The 15,304-nt window shown below is 60.7% G+C and carries 13 protein-coding genes; 9 read left to right on the top strand and 4 right to left on the bottom strand.

Annotation, left to right across the window (positions count from 1 at the left end; all coding sequences use genetic code 11):
- Positions 1-118 precede the first annotated feature (118 nt).
- From lepA to pdxJ, 6 genes are all read left to right on the top strand, one after another.
- Positions 119-1,918: a translation elongation factor 4 gene (gene lepA, locus MKS85_RS04180; RefSeq protein ID WP_047228880.1), complete on the top strand. Its 1,800-nt coding sequence runs from the start codon at positions 119-121 to the stop codon at positions 1,916-1,918.
- Between the two features lie 5 nt (positions 1,919-1,923).
- Positions 1,924-2,778: a signal peptidase I gene (gene lepB, locus MKS85_RS04175; protein ID WP_047228881.1), complete on the top strand. Its 855-nt coding sequence runs from the start codon at positions 1,924-1,926 to the stop codon at positions 2,776-2,778.
- A 184-nt stretch (positions 2,779-2,962) separates the two neighbouring features.
- On the top strand, positions 2,963-3,652 hold the full coding sequence (gene rnc / locus MKS85_RS04170) for a ribonuclease III (RefSeq protein ID WP_047228882.1): 690 nt from the start codon (positions 2,963-2,965) through the stop codon (positions 3,650-3,652).
- Positions 3,645-4,547 (top strand): GTPase Era, encoded by a 903-nt coding sequence (gene era / locus MKS85_RS04165; protein ID WP_139049216.1) that lies wholly within the window; start codon positions 3,645-3,647, stop codon positions 4,545-4,547. The genes rnc and era overlap by 8 nt, the downstream gene beginning before the upstream one ends.
- A gap of 171 nt (positions 4,548-4,718) precedes the next feature.
- The gene (gene recO / locus MKS85_RS04160; RefSeq protein WP_310662763.1) at positions 4,719-5,408 is read left to right on the top strand and encodes a DNA repair protein RecO; all 690 of its coding nucleotides are present in this window, start codon (positions 4,719-4,721) and stop codon (positions 5,406-5,408) included.
- Positions 5,409-5,459: 51 nt separating this feature from the next.
- A complete protein-coding gene (gene pdxJ / locus MKS85_RS04155; RefSeq protein ID WP_047228885.1) occupies positions 5,460-6,203 on the top strand; it encodes a pyridoxine 5'-phosphate synthase in 744 nt (247 codons plus the stop codon).
- Between the two features lie 131 nt (positions 6,204-6,334).
- On the opposite strand, the gene mltF is transcribed toward pdxJ, so the two are convergent.
- Positions 6,335-7,795, bottom strand: coding sequence for a membrane-bound lytic murein transglycosylase MltF (gene mltF / locus MKS85_RS04150; RefSeq protein WP_139049217.1), 1,461 nt, complete (start codon positions 7,793-7,795; stop codon positions 6,335-6,337).
- A gap of 287 nt (positions 7,796-8,082) precedes the next feature.
- Here mltF and purL point away from each other — a divergent pair, with 287 nt between their 5' ends.
- The 3 genes from purL to MKS85_RS04135 all read left to right on the top strand — a co-directional run bounded on the left by purL (position 8,083) and on the right by MKS85_RS04135 (position 13,054).
- On the top strand, positions 8,083-11,979 hold the full coding sequence (gene purL / locus MKS85_RS04145; RefSeq protein WP_139049218.1) for a phosphoribosylformylglycinamidine synthase: 3,897 nt from the start codon (positions 8,083-8,085) through the stop codon (positions 11,977-11,979).
- 4 nt (positions 11,980-11,983) lie between these two features.
- The gene (locus MKS85_RS04140; RefSeq protein ID WP_139049219.1) at positions 11,984-12,295 is read left to right on the top strand and encodes a YqfO family protein; all 312 of its coding nucleotides are present in this window, start codon (positions 11,984-11,986) and stop codon (positions 12,293-12,295) included.
- Between the two features lie 399 nt (positions 12,296-12,694).
- Entirely contained in the window at positions 12,695-13,054 is a 360-nt protein-coding gene (locus MKS85_RS04135) for a DUF6124 family protein (RefSeq protein WP_139049220.1), read from the top strand.
- A gap of 220 nt (positions 13,055-13,274) precedes the next feature.
- Here the strand turns inward: MKS85_RS04135 and MKS85_RS04130 are convergent, their stop codons facing one another.
- The 3 genes from MKS85_RS04130 to MKS85_RS04120 form a co-directional block, all read right to left on the bottom strand.
- A complete protein-coding gene (locus MKS85_RS04130) occupies positions 13,275-13,544 on the bottom strand; it encodes a hypothetical protein (protein ID WP_139049221.1) in 270 nt (89 codons plus the stop codon).
- A 608-nt stretch (positions 13,545-14,152) separates the two neighbouring features.
- Positions 14,153-14,659 (bottom strand): murein L,D-transpeptidase family protein, encoded by a 507-nt coding sequence (locus MKS85_RS04125; RefSeq protein WP_092456392.1) that lies wholly within the window; start codon positions 14,657-14,659, stop codon positions 14,153-14,155.
- A gap of 41 nt (positions 14,660-14,700) precedes the next feature.
- On the bottom strand, positions 14,701-15,252 hold the full coding sequence (locus MKS85_RS04120; RefSeq protein ID WP_047228890.1) for an NUDIX hydrolase: 552 nt from the start codon (positions 15,250-15,252) through the stop codon (positions 14,701-14,703).
- Between the last annotated feature and the right edge of the window lie 52 nt (positions 15,253-15,304).

Raw genomic sequence — 15,304 nt, 5'->3', positions numbered from 1 at the left:
GGCTGCGGGGGCAAGGCTGTGTGGGAGCAAAGCTTGCTCCCACTTGCGCGGTGTATCAGGTACAATTCCCGGCTATTTTTCGGCGGGCCATGCCTGCAGCCTTTTTGAGTGTTGATCCGTGAGTGATTTGAGTCATATCCGCAATTTCTCCATCATCGCCCACATTGACCATGGTAAGTCGACGCTGGCTGATCGCTTCATCCAGATGTGCGGCGGCCTGGCCGAGCGTGAAATGGAGGCCCAGGTCCTGGATTCCATGGATCTGGAGCGTGAGCGCGGGATCACCATCAAGGCCCACAGCGTTACGCTCTACTACAAGGCCCGCGACGGCATTACCTATCAGCTGAACTTCATCGATACCCCGGGCCACGTCGACTTCACCTATGAAGTCAGCCGGTCGCTGGCGGCCTGTGAAGGTGCATTGCTGGTGGTCGATGCCGGCCAGGGCGTCGAGGCGCAATCGGTTGCCAACTGCTACACGGCCATCGAGCAGGGCCTGGAAGTCATGCCGGTGCTGAACAAGATCGACCTGCCCCAGGCCGATCCGGACCGCGTGAAGGAAGAAATCGAGAAAATCATCGGCATCGATGCCACCGACGCGGTCACTTGCAGCGCCAAGACCGGCCTGGGCGTGGACGAAGTGCTCGAGCGCCTGGTGACCACCATTCCTGCGCCGACCGGCAATATCGAAGATCCGCTGCAAGCGTTGATCATCGATTCCTGGTTCGACAACTACCTGGGCGTCGTCTCCCTGGTTCGCGTGCGCCACGGCCGCGTCAAGAAGGGTGACAAGATCCTGGTCAAATCCACCGGCAAGATCCACCTGGTGGACAGCGTCGGTGTCTTCAACCCGAAACACACCGCCACCGTTGATCTGAAGGCCGGTGAAGTGGGTTTCATCATCGCCGGCATCAAGGACATTCACGGTGCACCGGTCGGTGACACCCTGACCTTGAGCTCCACCCCCGACGTCGATGTGCTGCCCGGCTTCAAGCGTATCCAGCCTCAGGTCTACGCCGGCCTGTTCCCAGTCAGCTCCGACGACTTCGAGGATTTCCGCGAAGCCCTGCAAAAGCTGACCCTGAACGACTCGTCCCTGCAATACACCCCGGAAAGCTCCGACGCCCTGGGCTTTGGCTTCCGTTGCGGATTCCTGGGCATGCTGCACATGGAGATCATCCAGGAGCGCCTGGAGCGCGAGTACGACCTGGACCTGATCACCACGGCGCCGACGGTAATTTTCGAGCTGCTGCTCAAGAACGGCGAAACCATCTACGTCGACAACCCGTCCAAGTTGCCGGACCTGTCGGCCATCGAGGATATGCGCGAGCCGATCGTGCGGGCCAACATCCTTGTGCCGCAGGAGCATCTGGGCAACGTCATTACCCTGTGCATCGAAAAGCGTGGCGTGCAGCACGACATGCTGTTCCTCGGTACCCAGGTCCAGGTGACCTACGACCTGCCGATGAACGAAGTGGTGCTGGACTTCTTTGATCGCCTGAAATCCACCAGTCGCGGCTATGCTTCGCTGGACTATCATTTCGATCGTTACCAATCGGCTAATCTGGTGAAGCTGGATGTGCTGATCAACGGTGAGAAAGTCGATGCCCTGGCATTGATCGTGCACCGTGACAACGCGCACTACAAAGGTCGTGCATTGACCGAGAAGATGAAGGAACTGATTCCGCGGCAGATGTTCGATGTGGCAATCCAGGCCGCCATTGGTGGGCAGATTGTGGCGCGTACAACCGTCAAGGCGCTCAGAAAGAACGTATTGGCCAAATGCTATGGCGGCGACGTCAGCCGTAAGCGCAAGCTGTTGGAAAAGCAGAAGGCCGGTAAAAAACGCATGAAGCAGGTTGGTAACGTGGAAATTCCACAGGAAGCCTTCCTTGCGGTGCTCAGGTTGGATAGTTAGGTCCTATGTCGCTAAATTTCCCGCTGTTGCTGGTTATCGCCGTGTTCGTCTGCGGCCTGTTGGCGTTGCTTGATCTGTTGTTCCTGGCGCCGCGGCGCCGGGCTGCCATCGCCTCCTATCAGGGCAGCGTCAGCCAGCCTGATGGGGTGGTGGTCGAAAAGCTCAACAAGGAACCGCTGCTGGTCGAATACGGCAAGTCGTTCTTTCCGGTGTTGTTCATCGTACTGGTGCTGCGCTCGTTCCTGGTGGAACCGTTCCAGATCCCGTCCGGCTCAATGAAGCCGACCCTGGATGTGGGCGATTTCATCCTGGTGAACAAGTTCTCCTACGGGATCCGCCTGCCGGTGATCGACAAGAAGGTCATCGAAATCGGTGACCCGCAACGCGGCGATGTCATGGTGTTCCGTTTTCCGAGCGATCCGAACGTCAACTACATCAAGCGTGTGGTCGGCTTGCCGGGAGACAAGATTCGCTACAGCGCCGACAAGCGCCTGTTCGTCAACGGCGAACTGGTAGCCGAACGGTTGATCGGCTCCGAGCCGGGCACACTGGGCAGCGCTGAGCTCTACCAGGAAAAACTCGGCGAGGCCGAACACCTGATCCGCAAGGAAATGAGCCGCTACCGCGCTGCACCGGACCATTCGTGGACCGTACCGGCCGGGCACTACTTCATGATGGGCGACAACCGCGACAACTCCAACGACAGCCGGTACTGGGATGATCCGAACATTCCCAAGGACATGCTGGGCATGGTCCCCGACCGTAATATCGTCGGTAAGGCCTTTGCGGTCTGGATGAGCTGGCCGGAACCCAAACTCAGTCACCTGCCGAATTTCTCGCGGGTTGGCCTGATCAAGTAATCACACACGGCGCTGTTGAACACAGCGCCGAATGCATTTCTGGAGCCTGCACAAGGTTGCCCGAAGGCATGAAGCCAACGATAGTCAGGACGTCATTTTTGAACACAGCGTTAATTGTCCCAAGCCAACGGCGCTTCGCGGCCGTGGTGGTGGAATCCAGCCACGAACTCAGCGTGGGTAAACCGTGAGCGTTTCTCTAAGCCGTCTCGAGCGTCAGCTCGGCTACACTTTCAAGGATCAGGAGCTGATGCTTCTGGCTCTCACTCACCGCAGTTTTGCCGGGCGCAACAACGAACGCCTGGAATTTCTGGGTGATGCCATCCTCAACTTCGTGGCTGGCGAGGCATTGTTCGAACGCTTCCCGCTGGCTCGGGAAGGCCAGTTGTCGCGTTTGCGCGCGCGCCTGGTCAAAGGTGAGACCCTGGCCGTGCTGGCCCGCGGTTTCGACCTGGGTGAGTACCTGCGCCTGGGCTCCGGTGAATTGAAGAGCGGCGGTTTCCGTCGTGAGTCGATTCTGGCCGATGCCCTGGAAGCGCTGATTGGCGCGATCTATCTGGACGCCGGCATGGAAATGGCGCGCGAGCGCGTGCTGGCCTGGCTGACCTCCGAGATCGACAGCCTGACGCTGGTGGATACCAACAAGGACCCGAAAACCCGTTTGCAGGAATTCCTGCAATCGCGCAGTTGCGAGTTGCCGCGTTACGAAGTGGTGGATATCCAGGGCGAGCCGCATTGCCGAACCTTCTTCGTCGAATGCGAAGTGGTCTTATTGAATGAAAAAAGCCGGGGTCAGGGTGTGAGTCGTCGTATTGCCGAACAGGTAGCGGCCGCCGCAGCACTGATTGCCCTGGGCGTGGAGAATGGCAATGACTGATACAACCGTCACCCGCTGCGGCTATGTCGCCATTGTCGGCCGGCCGAACGTGGGCAAGTCCACGCTGCTCAATCACATCCTGGGCCAGAAGCTGGCGATCACTTCGCGCAAGCCCCAGACCACCCGCCACAACATGCTGGGTATCAAGACCGAAGGCGCCGTACAGGCGATCTACGTTGATACCCCCGGCATGCACAAAGGTGGCGAAAAAGCGCTGAACCGCTACATGAACAAGACTGCTTCGGCGGCGCTGAAAGACGTCGATGTGGTGATCTTCGTGGTTGATCGCACCAAGTGGACCGAAGAAGACCAGATGGTTCTCGAACGCGTCCAGTACGTGACAGGTCCCTTGATCGTGGCGCTGAACAAGACCGACCGCATCGAAGACAAGGCCGAATTGATGCCGCACCTGAGCTGGTTGCAGGAGCAATTGCCCAAGGCCCAGATCATGCCCATTTCGGCCCAGCACGGCCACAATCTCGATGCGCTGGAGCGAGTGATCGCCGAGCACCTGCCGGAAAACGATCACTTCTTTCCCGAAGACCAGATCACCGACCGCAGCAGCCGCTTCCTGGCCGCCGAACTGGTGCGCGAGAAAATCATGCGCCAATTGGGCGCAGAGCTGCCGTACCAGATCACCGTGGAAATCGAAGAGTTCAAGCAGCAGGGCAAGACCCTGCACATCCATGCGCTGATCCTCGTCGAACGCGACGGCCAGAAAAAAATCATCATTGGCGACAAGGGCGAGCGTATCAAGCGCATCGGCACCGAAGCGCGCAAGGACATGGAGCTGTTGTTCGACTCCAAGATCATGCTCAACCTGTGGGTCAAGGTGAAGGGTGGTTGGTCCGATGATGAGCGGGCGCTGCGGTCGTTGGGTTACGGCGACCTGTAAAGCTCTTCCTGAGTGCATGAATTTCCATTGTGGGAGCGAGCCTGCTCGCGATAGCGGTCTGTCAGTCAACATTCCTGTTGAATATCAGTCCCTCATCGCGAGCAGGCTCGCTCCCACAGTGGTTTGTGGTTGTCAGTAATACTGCGTTTACTCATTGAGAGCTGCGATCCCATGCCGCCAACCCAACCCACCGCCCAACCCGCCTACGTCCTGCATTCGCGCGCCTACCGCGAAAGCAGCGCCTTGGTGGACTTTCTTACGCCCCAGGGGCGACTGCGGGCGGTGTTGCGGAGCGCGCGTGGCAAGGCCGGAACGCTGGCGCGGCCGTTCGTGCCGCTGGAAGTGGAATTCCGGGGGCGGGGCGAGTTGAAGAACGTCGGGCGCATGGAAAGTAACGGTGTTGCGGCCTGGCTTAACGGCGAGGCGTTGTTCAGCGGCCTTTATCTCAACGAGCTGCTGATCCGCCTGCTGCCCGCCGAAGACCCCCATCCCGCAGTGTTCGATCACTATGCCGCCACACTGTTGGCCCTGGCCGAAGGTCGCCCTCTGGAACCGCTGTTGCGTTCCTTCGAGTGGCGGCTACTGGACGATCTGGGCTACGGTTTTGCCCTGAACACCGATCTGCATGGCGAGCCCATCGCAGCGGACGGTCTGTATCGCCTGCAGGTGGATGCCGGTCTGGAACAGGTCTACCTGCTGCAACCTGGGTTGTTCAATGGCACCGAACTTCTGGCCATGTCCGAGGCCGACTGGAGTGCGCCGGGCGCGCTCTCGGCGGCCAAGCGTCTGATGCGCCAGGCCCTGGCGGTTCATTTGGGCGGTCGGCCGCTGGTCAGTCGCGAGCTGTTTCGCAAGCCTTGATCAACCCGTATGCTGTGGGCCGAATCTCTGTCCATCTCAGGAGCGCTTTTCGTGAGCACCAGCAATCGCATTCTTCTCGGCGTGAACATCGACCATGTCGCCACCCTGCGCCAAGCCCGTGGTACCCGCTACCCGGACCCGGTCAAGGCCGCGCTGGATGCTGAAGAGGCAGGCGCCGACGGCATCACCGTGCACCTGCGTGAAGACCGCCGTCACATCCAGGAGCGCGACGTACTGCTGCTCAAGGACGTGCTGCAAACGCGCATGAATTTCGAAATGGGCGTGACCGAAGAAATGATGGTGTTTGCCGAACGCATCCGCCCCGCGCACATTTGCCTGGTGCCCGAGACACGTCAGGAGCTGACCACCGAAGGCGGCCTGGACGTAGCGGGGCAGGAAGCACGGATCAGGGCGGCGGTGGAGCGTTTGTCGAAGATCGGCGCAGAGGTGTCGCTGTTCATCGACGCCGACGAGCGGCAGATCGAAGCCTCCAGGCGCGTCGGTGCCCCGGCCATCGAACTGCACACTGGCCGTTATGCCGATGCGCAAACGCCCACCGAGGTGGCTGAAGAGCTGCAGCGGGTAGCCGATGGCGTTGCCTTCGGCCTGGCCCAGGGCCTGATTGTGAATGCCGGCCATGGCTTGCATTACCACAACGTCGAGGCCGTCGCGGCCATCAAGGGCATCAACGAACTGAACATTGGCCATGCGCTGGTGGCCCATGCATTGTTTGTCGGGTTCAAGTCGGCGGTGGCTGAAATGAAAGCGCTGATCCTGGCAGCCGCCAAAGTTTGATGCATACGCAGGGCCCATGTGGGAGCGAGCCTGCTCGCGATAGCGGTCTGACATTCACCATTGATGTCGACTGACACACCGCTATCGCGAGCAGGCTCGCTCCCACAAGGGGGCCTCAGTGTATTGGGGATTCAGAGCGGCGGGGTTTCCGGATTTGGCTTGCTCTTGTCGACGCCCGGCACGTGCAGGTTGCCCTCGGCCACCTGGTCGCCTTCGAGCTGCGGCTGTGTGACCCAGGTCAGGATGTCGTAGTAGCGGCGGATGTTTGCCACGAAATGCACCGGTTCACCGCCCCGGGCGTAGCCGTAGCGGGTTTTGCTGTACCACTTCTTCTGGGAAAGGCGCGGCAGGATCTTCTTCACATCCAGCCACTTGTTCGGGTTCAACCCTTCCTTGGCCGCCAGTTTGCGAGCGTCATCCAGGTGACCGCCACCCACGTTGTAGGCGGCGAGGGCGAACCAGGTGCGGTCCGGCTCCTCGATGCTGTCGTCCAGCAGGCCCTTTATATAAGCCAGGTACTTGGCGCCTCCCATGATGCTCTGCTTGGGATCCAGGCGATTGGACACGCCCATGGCCTGGGCGGTGTTCTGGGTCAGCATCATCAGGCCGCGCACACCAGTCTTGGACGTGACTGTCGGCTGCCACAGTGATTCCTGGTAGCCGATGGCCGCCAGCAGGCGCCAGTCGACTTTTTCGGCCTTGGCGTAGTTCTTGAAATGCTTCTCGTACTTGGGCAGACGCTGCTGCAAATGCTGGGCGAAGGTGTAGGCGCCGACATAACCCAGGACATCAACGTGCCCGTAGTAGCGATCCTTCAGGCGTTGCAGGGTGCCATTCTTCTGCACCTTGTCCAGGTAGGCGTTGATTTCGTTGAGCAGGCTGTTGTCTTCGCCGGGGGCCACGGCCCAGCTCTGGTTGCTGGCATCGCCCAGGTCGAAAGCGACCCGCACGTTGGGGAAGTACACCTGGTTCATTGCCACTTCGTTGGAATCCACCAGCGTCAGGTCGATCTGGCCTTCATCCACCATGCGCAACAGGTCGACGACTTCTACCGCGTCGGACTCTTCGTATTCGATGCCGGGATATTTCTGTTTCAACTGCGCCAATTGTTCGGCGTGGGTGCTGCCCTTGAGCACCATGATCTTCTTGCCCGCCAGGGCGGCCGGGTCGGTGGGGCGTGATTGGCCGTTGCGGTAGATGATTTGTGGGGTGACTTCGAGGTAGGAGTGGGAAAATCGCACCTGACTCTTGCGTTTTTCGCTGCTGACCAGGCCGGCGGCAGCCAGTACCGGGCCGTTGGGCTTGCCCAGCTGGGTGAAAAGGTCATCGAGGTTGTCGGCGGTCTCGATTTTCAGCTCCACCCCCAAATCGTCGGCGAAACGCTTCACCAGCTCGTATTCGAAGCCGGTTTCACCATTGCGATCCTGGAAGTAGGTGGCGGGGCTGTTTCGGGTAACCACCCGCAGCACGCCATCCTCCTTCACGCGCTCCAGTGTGTTGGGTTTCTCAACACAACCACTGAGCACCAGGAAGAGTCCGGTTGCGATCAGCCACTTGGCGTACCGCGGACGCAAAGCCGTTGGGGAAAACATCTGCGCAGTATACGCAAACGGCCCCGACCGCCATATCTCGACAGCAGAAGGCCAGTCTGCTAGCGGTTGCAAAACGTGTCCGCAACACAGGCGGGCCGGGGGGCGCCGTGTTTTGCCCCGATGAAAAATATCTCGGTACGACCGTGCAAAAGGGGGCCGGAAGAGCCATTCCTGCAAGGACCGACATTCGGCCAGCATCGTACGTGCCGTTTCGGGTGCCGTCGCCAGCGGTTTAGGCTAGAATGCACGGCCTCAAAGCACACCCCCTTCCCGAGGCTGTCCCGAAGATGTTGATCCTGCGCGGCGCTCCTGCCCTTTCTGCCTTTCGCCACAGCAAACTCCTTGAGCAACTGAGCCAGAAGGTTCCGGCTGTCAGTGGCTTGTATGCTGAATTCGCTCACTTCGCCGAAGTCACCGGCGGTTTGACCGGCGACGAACAGCAGGTGCTCGCGCGCCTTCTGAAGTACGGTCCCAGTGTTCCTGTCCAGGAGCCGACCGGTCGTCTGTTCCTGGTGCTGCCACGTTTCGGCACCATTTCGCCATGGTCGAGCAAGGCCAGCGACATCGCCCGTAACTGCGGCCTGGCGAAAATCCAGCGCCTGGAGCGCGGCATTGCCTTTTATGTTGCCGGTGAGTTCAGCGAGGCCGAGGCCCAACTGATCGCCGAGGGCTTGCATGACCGCATGACCCAGATCGTCCTGGGCAACCTGGAGCAGGCCGCGGGCCTGTTCAGCCATGCCGAGCCAAAACCGCTGACCGCCATCGATGTGCTGGGCGGTGGCCGTGCCGCACTGGAAAAAGCCAACGCCGAACTGGGCCTGGCCCTGGCCGAAGACGAGATCGATTACCTGGTCAACGCCTTCCAGGGCTTGAAGCGCAACCCCCACGACATCGAACTGATGATGTTCGCCCAGGCCAACTCCGAGCACTGCCGGCACAAGATCTTCAACGCCAGTTGGGACATTGATGGCCAGAGCCAGGAAAAAAGCCTGTTCGGCATGATCAAGAACACCTATCAGATGCACAACGAAGGTGTGCTCTCGGCCTACAAGGACAACGCCGCGGTGATCGTCGGCAACGTCGCCGGGCGTTTCTACCCGAATCCTGAGACCCGCCAGTACGGTGCGGTCCAGGAGCCGGTGCACATCCTGATGAAGGTCGAGACTCACAACCACCCGACCGCCATCGCCCCGTTCCCGGGTGCGTCCACCGGTTCCGGTGGCGAGATCCGCGACGAAGGCGCCACCGGTCGCGGTGCCAAGCCCAAGGCTGGCCTGACCGGCTTCACCGTATCGAACCTGCAGATCCCCGGCTTTGAACAGCCGTGGGAAAAGCCGTACGGCAAGCCCGAGCGCATCGTCAACGCCCTGGACATCATGATCGAAGGTCCTCTTGGGGGCGCGGCGTTCAACAACGAATTCGGCCGTCCGGCCCTGACCGGTTACTTCCGTACCTTCGAGCAATCCATCACCACCCCTCGCGGTGAAGAAGTGCGCGGCTACCACAAGCCGATCATGCTCGCCGGCGGCATGGGCAACATCCGCGCCGAACACGTGCAGAAAGGCGAGATCCTGGTCGGTTCCAAGCTGATCGTCCTCGGTGGGCCGGCCATGCTGATCGGCCTGGGCGGTGGCGCCGCTTCCTCCATGGCCACCGGCACCAGCTCGGCGGACCTGGACTTCGCCTCGGTCCAGCGGGAAAACCCGGAAATGGAACGCCGTTGCCAGGAAGTCATCGACCGTTGCTGGCAGTTGGGTGAACACAACCCCATCAGCTTCATCCACGACGTCGGCGCGGGCGGCCTGTCCAACGCCTTCCCGGAACTGGTCAACGACGGTGGCCGTGGTGGCCGCTTCGAACTGCGCAACATTCCGAACGACGAGCCGGGCATGGCCCCGCACGAAATCTGGAGCAACGAATCCCAGGAACGTTACGTCCTGGCGGTCGGCCCGGCCGACTTCGAGCGTTTCCAGGCCATTTGCGAACGCGAGCGCTGCCCGTTCGCCGTGGTCGGCGAAGCCACTGCCGAGCCGCAACTGACCGTCACCGACAGCCACTTCGGCAACAGCCCGGTGGACATGCCGCTGGAAGTGCTGCTGGGCAAGGCTCCGCGCATGCACCGTTCGGCCGTTCGCGAAGCCGAGCTGGGCGATGATTTCGACCCGTCGACGCTCGACGTTGCCGATTCCATCGAACGCGTCCTGCACCACCCGGCCGTGGCGAGCAAAAGTTTCCTGATCACCATCGGCGACCGCACCATCACCGGCCTTGTGGCCCGTGATCAAATGGTCGGCCCGTGGCAGGTGCCGGTGGCCGACGTTGCCGTGACCGCCACCAGCTTCGACGTCTACACCGGCGAAGCCATGGCCATGGGTGAGCGCACGCCGTTGGCGTTGCTGGACGCTCCGGCGTCGGGCCGCATGGCGATTGGCGAGACCCTGACCAACATCGCGGCCTCGCGCATCGGCAAGATCTCCGACATCAAACTGTCGGCCAACTGGATGTCCGCCGCCGGTCACCCGGGTGAAGACGCCCGCCTGTACGACACCGTCAAGGCTGTCGGCATGGAGCTGTGCCCGGAGCTGGGCATCACCATTCCGGTGGGCAAGGACTCCATGTCCATGGCCACGCGCTGGAACGACGAAGGCGTGGACAAGAGCGTCACCTCGCCGCTGTCGCTGATCGTCACCGGTTTCGCCCCGGTCACCGACATCCGCCAGACCCTGACCCCGCAACTGCGCATGGACAAGGGCACCACCGACCTGATCCTGATCGACCTGGGCCGTGGCCAGAACCGCATGGGCGCCTCGATCCTCGCCCAGGTGCACGGCAAGCTCGGCTCGCAAGCGCCGGACGTCGACGATGCCGAAGACCTGAAGGCGTTCTTCGCGGTCATCCAGGGCCTCAACGCCGACGGTCATCTGCTGGCCTACCACGACCGTTCCGACGGTGGTTTGCTGACCACCGTGGTGGAAATGGCTTTCGCCGGCCATTGCGGCCTGAGCCTGACCCTCGACAGCGTTGCCGAGTCTACGGCTGAAATCCCGGCCATCCTGTTCAACGAGGAACTGGGCGCGGTGATCCAGGTTCGCCAGGACGCCACCCCGGACATCCTTGCCCAGTTCAGCGCAGCTGGCCTGGCCGACTGCGTCTCGGTGATCGGCCAGCCGATCAACAACGCCCACATCAACATCACCTTCAACGGCGACACCGTCTTCGAAGGCCAGCGCCGTCTGTTGCAGCGCCAGTGGGCGGAAACCAGCTACCAGATCCAGCGCCTGCGCGACAATGCCGACTGCGCCGAGCAGGAATTCGACGCGCTGCTGGAAGAAGACAACCCGGGCCTGAGCGCCAAGCTCAGCTACGACGTCAACGAAAACGTGGCCGCGCCTTACATCAAGAAAGGCATTCGCCCACAAGTGGCGGTGCTGCGTGAGCAGGGCGTCAACGGTCAGGTGGAAATGGCGGCTGCGTTCGACCGCGCCGGTTTCAACGCGATCGACGTGCACATGAGCGACATCCTGGCCGGCCGTGTCGACCTGAACGACTTCAAGGGCATGGTCGCCTGTGGCGGTTTCTCCTACGGCGACGTGCTGGGTGCCGGTGAAGGCTGGGCCAAGTCGGCACTGTTCAACAGCCGCGCCCGCGACGCGTTCCAGGGCTTCTTCGAACGCACCGACAGCTTCACCCTCGGCGTGTGCAACGGTTGCCAGATGATGTCCAACCTGCACGAGTTGATCCCGGGCAGCGAGTTCTGGCCGCACTTCGTGCGTAACCGTTCCGAGCAGTTCGAAGCGCGCGTGGCGATGGTCCAGGTCCAGGAATCCAACTCGATCTTCCTGCAGGGCATGGCCGGTTCGCGCATGCCGATCGCCATCGCCCACGGCGAAGGCCATGCGGAATTCGAAAGCGAAGAAGCCCTGCTCGAAGCCGATTTGTCCGGTTGCGTGTCGCTGCGGTTCGTCGACAACCACGGCAAGGTCACCGAAACCTACCCGGCCAACCCGAACGGTTCGCCGCGCGGGATCACCGGCCTGACCAGCCGCGACGGCCGCGTCACGATCATGATGCCGCACCCGGAACGTGTGTTCCGCGCGGTGCAGAACTCGTGGCGTTCGGACGACTGGAACGAAGACGCACCATGGATGCGCATGTTCCGCAACGCCCGCGTCTGGGTGAACTAAGACGGTGTACAAGCTCTGCTTCTTCGTCCCGGCCAGCCACCTGGACGTGGTCAAAAGCGCCGTATTCGCCGCCGGTGGCGGACGGATCGGCGCCTATGATCACTGCGCCTGGGAAGTGCTGGGCCTGGGCCAGTTCCGCCCCTTGGACGGCAGCCAGCCGTTCATTGGCGAAGCGGGGCAGGTCGAGCAGGTCGAGGAATGGAAAGTGGAGCTTGTCGTGGCCGATGAGTTGATTCGTGCGGCGGTGGCGGCGTTGAAGCAGAGCCATCCCTATGAGACACCGGCTTATGAAGTGTGGCGGTTGGAGGATTTTTGACCTTCCCCCGCTCGAATGAAAAACCCGCTGATTAGATCAGCGGGTTTTTTATTGCCCACGATAAATCCCCTCGCCACAAGGATCCTGGTCTGTCAGACGCGCCGAAGTTTCCGACATGTTTTTAAGGTTGTCCCTCGGAAGCGAGGGCTCTAGCCTTTGGGTGTCGCTGCCAATTCAGCGACCGGATTTGACCGTCCGAACTCACAAGACGCACCAGCGCACCAGGACCTATTTCAGGCGTTTTTCTTTCGTCTGAGGTATCGTGTCGCGGCGGCTGTGCGTGGGACGTCTTCGGACGTGCCGGTTTCCTTGTGAATCGGTCGGTCAACCCGCGTACAGCTGCCACTTTTTTGTTTGACCGCGAAATGGTGGTGGCTCCATCAACACAAGGAGCTGCACATGATCAAAGAAACCCCCAACCCTCCAAAACCCGCATCCACCTTCCCCTACGGCGACTACGCCCCCGACAAGCTGAAAGAAGCCGCCGACCGTGCGATGGACCACTACCTCAAGCCCGACGACAGCGAACCAGAACCCCAACCCTCGACGCAGTTGTTCACCGTCTCGGACAACGTCGATACCGAAGCCCTGCTAGCCAACCTCAGCGAAACCCTTGCTTCAGCCAATGCCATTCTCAGCGACCTTGCCTTCGATCTGGAAGGCTCGCGGCGGCACATGTTGTTGGGAGTGGCGCAGATAATTGAATTAGGGACGTTGTTGGCGAACAAGGCTTTGGATCGGGTAGAGCTTCGGACCTGATGCAAGTAAGTGCCGGCCTCATCGCGAGCAGGCTCGCTCCCACAAGGGACGGGTGTCGACCACAAGTTGTGAACACCACAAATCCACTGTGGGAGCGAGCCTGCTCGCGATAAATCGAAAGATGAATACAACAATCCCGGCAGAGCACTGAACCTGTAGCGAGCAAGCCTCAAGTGACAGCATCAGCCACCCTGTCGGGTAGATGGCATGGGTTTGAAAACTACTGGTGGATGTTTTCGAGCCGGCAAGCTTCTTTCTCGATGCCAATGCACTCGACCGGTTCACTCACGCCTTTCTCGAAGCGGCGTGCATTCATCAACAGGCCTCCCTTGATACCGCCGATGAATGCGAAGGCACCTTCACGGGAACCAGCGCTACGTACCGACAAATCCACCGCCGTGACATTAGGCCTGACTTCATACACCCAACCGCCGTTTTCTGCTTCCTGGGTTGCCCAGAGCTTGGCTTCGCTATAGTCGCGAAATGCCACAATGACCGATTGGGCCCGGGGAGACTCCGGCCACCTCACCGCTCTCAAATTCGCTGGCAAAGAGTTCCAGGCCCGTAACCCATTGGCAAGCGCATCCGCGCCCTGGACCGCTCGGATCCGCCGTGACCTGAAGCCAGGCGGTATACCACGGCTCCTCTTTGCCATCTGCCGGTGTTCCGGCGCCCCATGCATCGTGGCTGGGCTGCCACACACACGCGCACGCTACCGCGACGACAGCTGTCGCCCGGGTAAAACCGTTATGAGTTGTCATGATTTGATGTCTCATCTGGAACGGTGAAGCCCTGTCGAATCACATACGTCATGACTGCCTATGCTTCGACGTGACACGTTTCACTATGGATTCTGCGGGGGGCGACCTGCTGGGCAGGGCCTCGACCCACCACATCAGTCCTGAGGGTAGATCAAGGTGGGTGAGGCGGTTGCGTTGCGCTTCCGGGGACTTGTAACAAGAAGTGGGAGGGACATAGTCTCAAGACCTGACAATTCGGTGTGTCAGGCAAATTGAGTTGACTGCTGTGGGGCTGCTGAGCAGCCCAGCGGGAGCAAGCTCCCTCGCCACAAAGGCTTCTTGCAGTAAGGGCGTGGAGTTATGGACGGATCTCGATCATGGTGCCATCCGGCACCAGGTTCCACACCTCGCGCATGTCCACATTGCGCATAGCAATGCAGCCATCGGTCCAGTCCAGGGTGTGGAACAACTGCTCAGGGTTTTCTTCGGAATCCGGGGTGCCGTGGATCATGATCATGCCCCCCGGCTCCACGCCTTCGCGGCGGGCGCGGGCGGCGTCGCTGATGTTGGGGTAGGAAATGTGCATCGACAGGTAGAAGCGATCACTGGTCTTGCGCCAGTCCAGCCAATAGAAACCTTCAGGCGTGCGCTTGTCGCCCTCTATGAGCTTGGGGCCTTTTTTGGCGCCTTTGCCCAATGAAATGCGATAGGTCTTCAGTGGTTTGCCGTCGTTGATCAATTGCAATTGATGGGCGGACTTGAGCACCAGCACTTTTTCGATGGTCTTGCCGTTGTAGGTTCCCACCGCAGAAGCCTGGGACACCGCAGCGAACGACAAGCAGAACAGGACAAGCAACCAGCGCATTGAAACGATATCCCTAGAGGTGTCGCGGCTATTATGGATTTTTAGGTATTGGCAGGCTGGGCCAGCGGCGGGATCGATTCGGATCGCACCGGGTAGTCCTCGGTTCGCCGGTCAGCATAGAAGTATTCTAGGGTACGGCCCACCGTGCGGAAAGCCAGCTCGTCCCAGGGAATGTCCGCTTCGTCGAACAGTTTCACTTCCAGGCTCTCGGGCCCGGCGGCGAAATCTTCGTCCACCAGCTCGGCGCGGAAGAATACATGCACCTGGCTGATATGCGGAACATCGATCAACGTATAAATGCTCAGATTGCGCACGCGGGCGCAGGCTTCTTCGGCGGTCTCGCGCACGGCGGCCTGCTCGACGGTTTCGCCGTTCTCCATGAAACCTGCCGGCAATGTCCAGTAACCGCGCCGTGGCTCGATGGCACGCCGGCACAGCAGCACTTTGCTGCCCCAGGTCGGCACGCAACCGGCCACGATATTGGGGTTCTGGTAGTGGATGGTGTGGCAGGTATCGCAGACAAAGCGCAAGCGCGAGTCGCCTTCGGGGATACGCTGGGTTACCGGGTTACCGCACTGGCTGCAGAATTTCATGCTTGGGTTCCTGAATGCTGCGCCTATCTTGGCGTCTGCGGGCGGCTGTCGG

Source organism: Pseudomonas sp. JL2, assembly GCF_031570495.1.
Classification (GTDB): domain Bacteria; phylum Pseudomonadota; class Gammaproteobacteria; order Pseudomonadales; family Pseudomonadaceae; genus Aquipseudomonas; species Aquipseudomonas rhizophila.
This window is presented reverse-complemented; position numbering and strand designations above follow the sequence as displayed.

Bases quoted from the DNA above. Each gene is read 5' to 3' on its own strand.
- purL (WP_139049218.1), top strand. From the start codon at position 8,083: ATGTTGATCCTGCGCGGCGCTCCTGCCCTTTCTGCCTTTCGCCACAGC.
- MKS85_RS04135 (WP_139049220.1), top strand. From the start codon at position 12,695: ATGATCAAAGAAACCCCCAACCCTCCAAAACCCGCATCCACCTTCCCC.
- era (WP_139049216.1), top strand. From the start codon at position 3,645: ATGACTGATACAACCGTCACCCGCTGCGGCTATGTCGCCATTGTCGGC.
- mltF (WP_139049217.1), bottom strand. From the start codon at position 7,795: ATGTTTTCCCCAACGGCTTTGCGTCCGCGGTACGCCAAGTGGCTGATC.
- lepB (WP_047228881.1), top strand. From the start codon at position 1,924: ATGTCGCTAAATTTCCCGCTGTTGCTGGTTATCGCCGTGTTCGTCTGC.
- recO (WP_310662763.1), top strand. From the start codon at position 4,719: ATGCCGCCAACCCAACCCACCGCCCAACCCGCCTACGTCCTGCATTCG.
- MKS85_RS04120 (WP_047228890.1), bottom strand. From the start codon at position 15,252: ATGAAATTCTGCAGCCAGTGCGGTAACCCGGTAACCCAGCGTATCCCC.
- MKS85_RS04125 (WP_092456392.1), bottom strand. From the start codon at position 14,659: ATGCGCTGGTTGCTTGTCCTGTTCTGCTTGTCGTTCGCTGCGGTGTCC.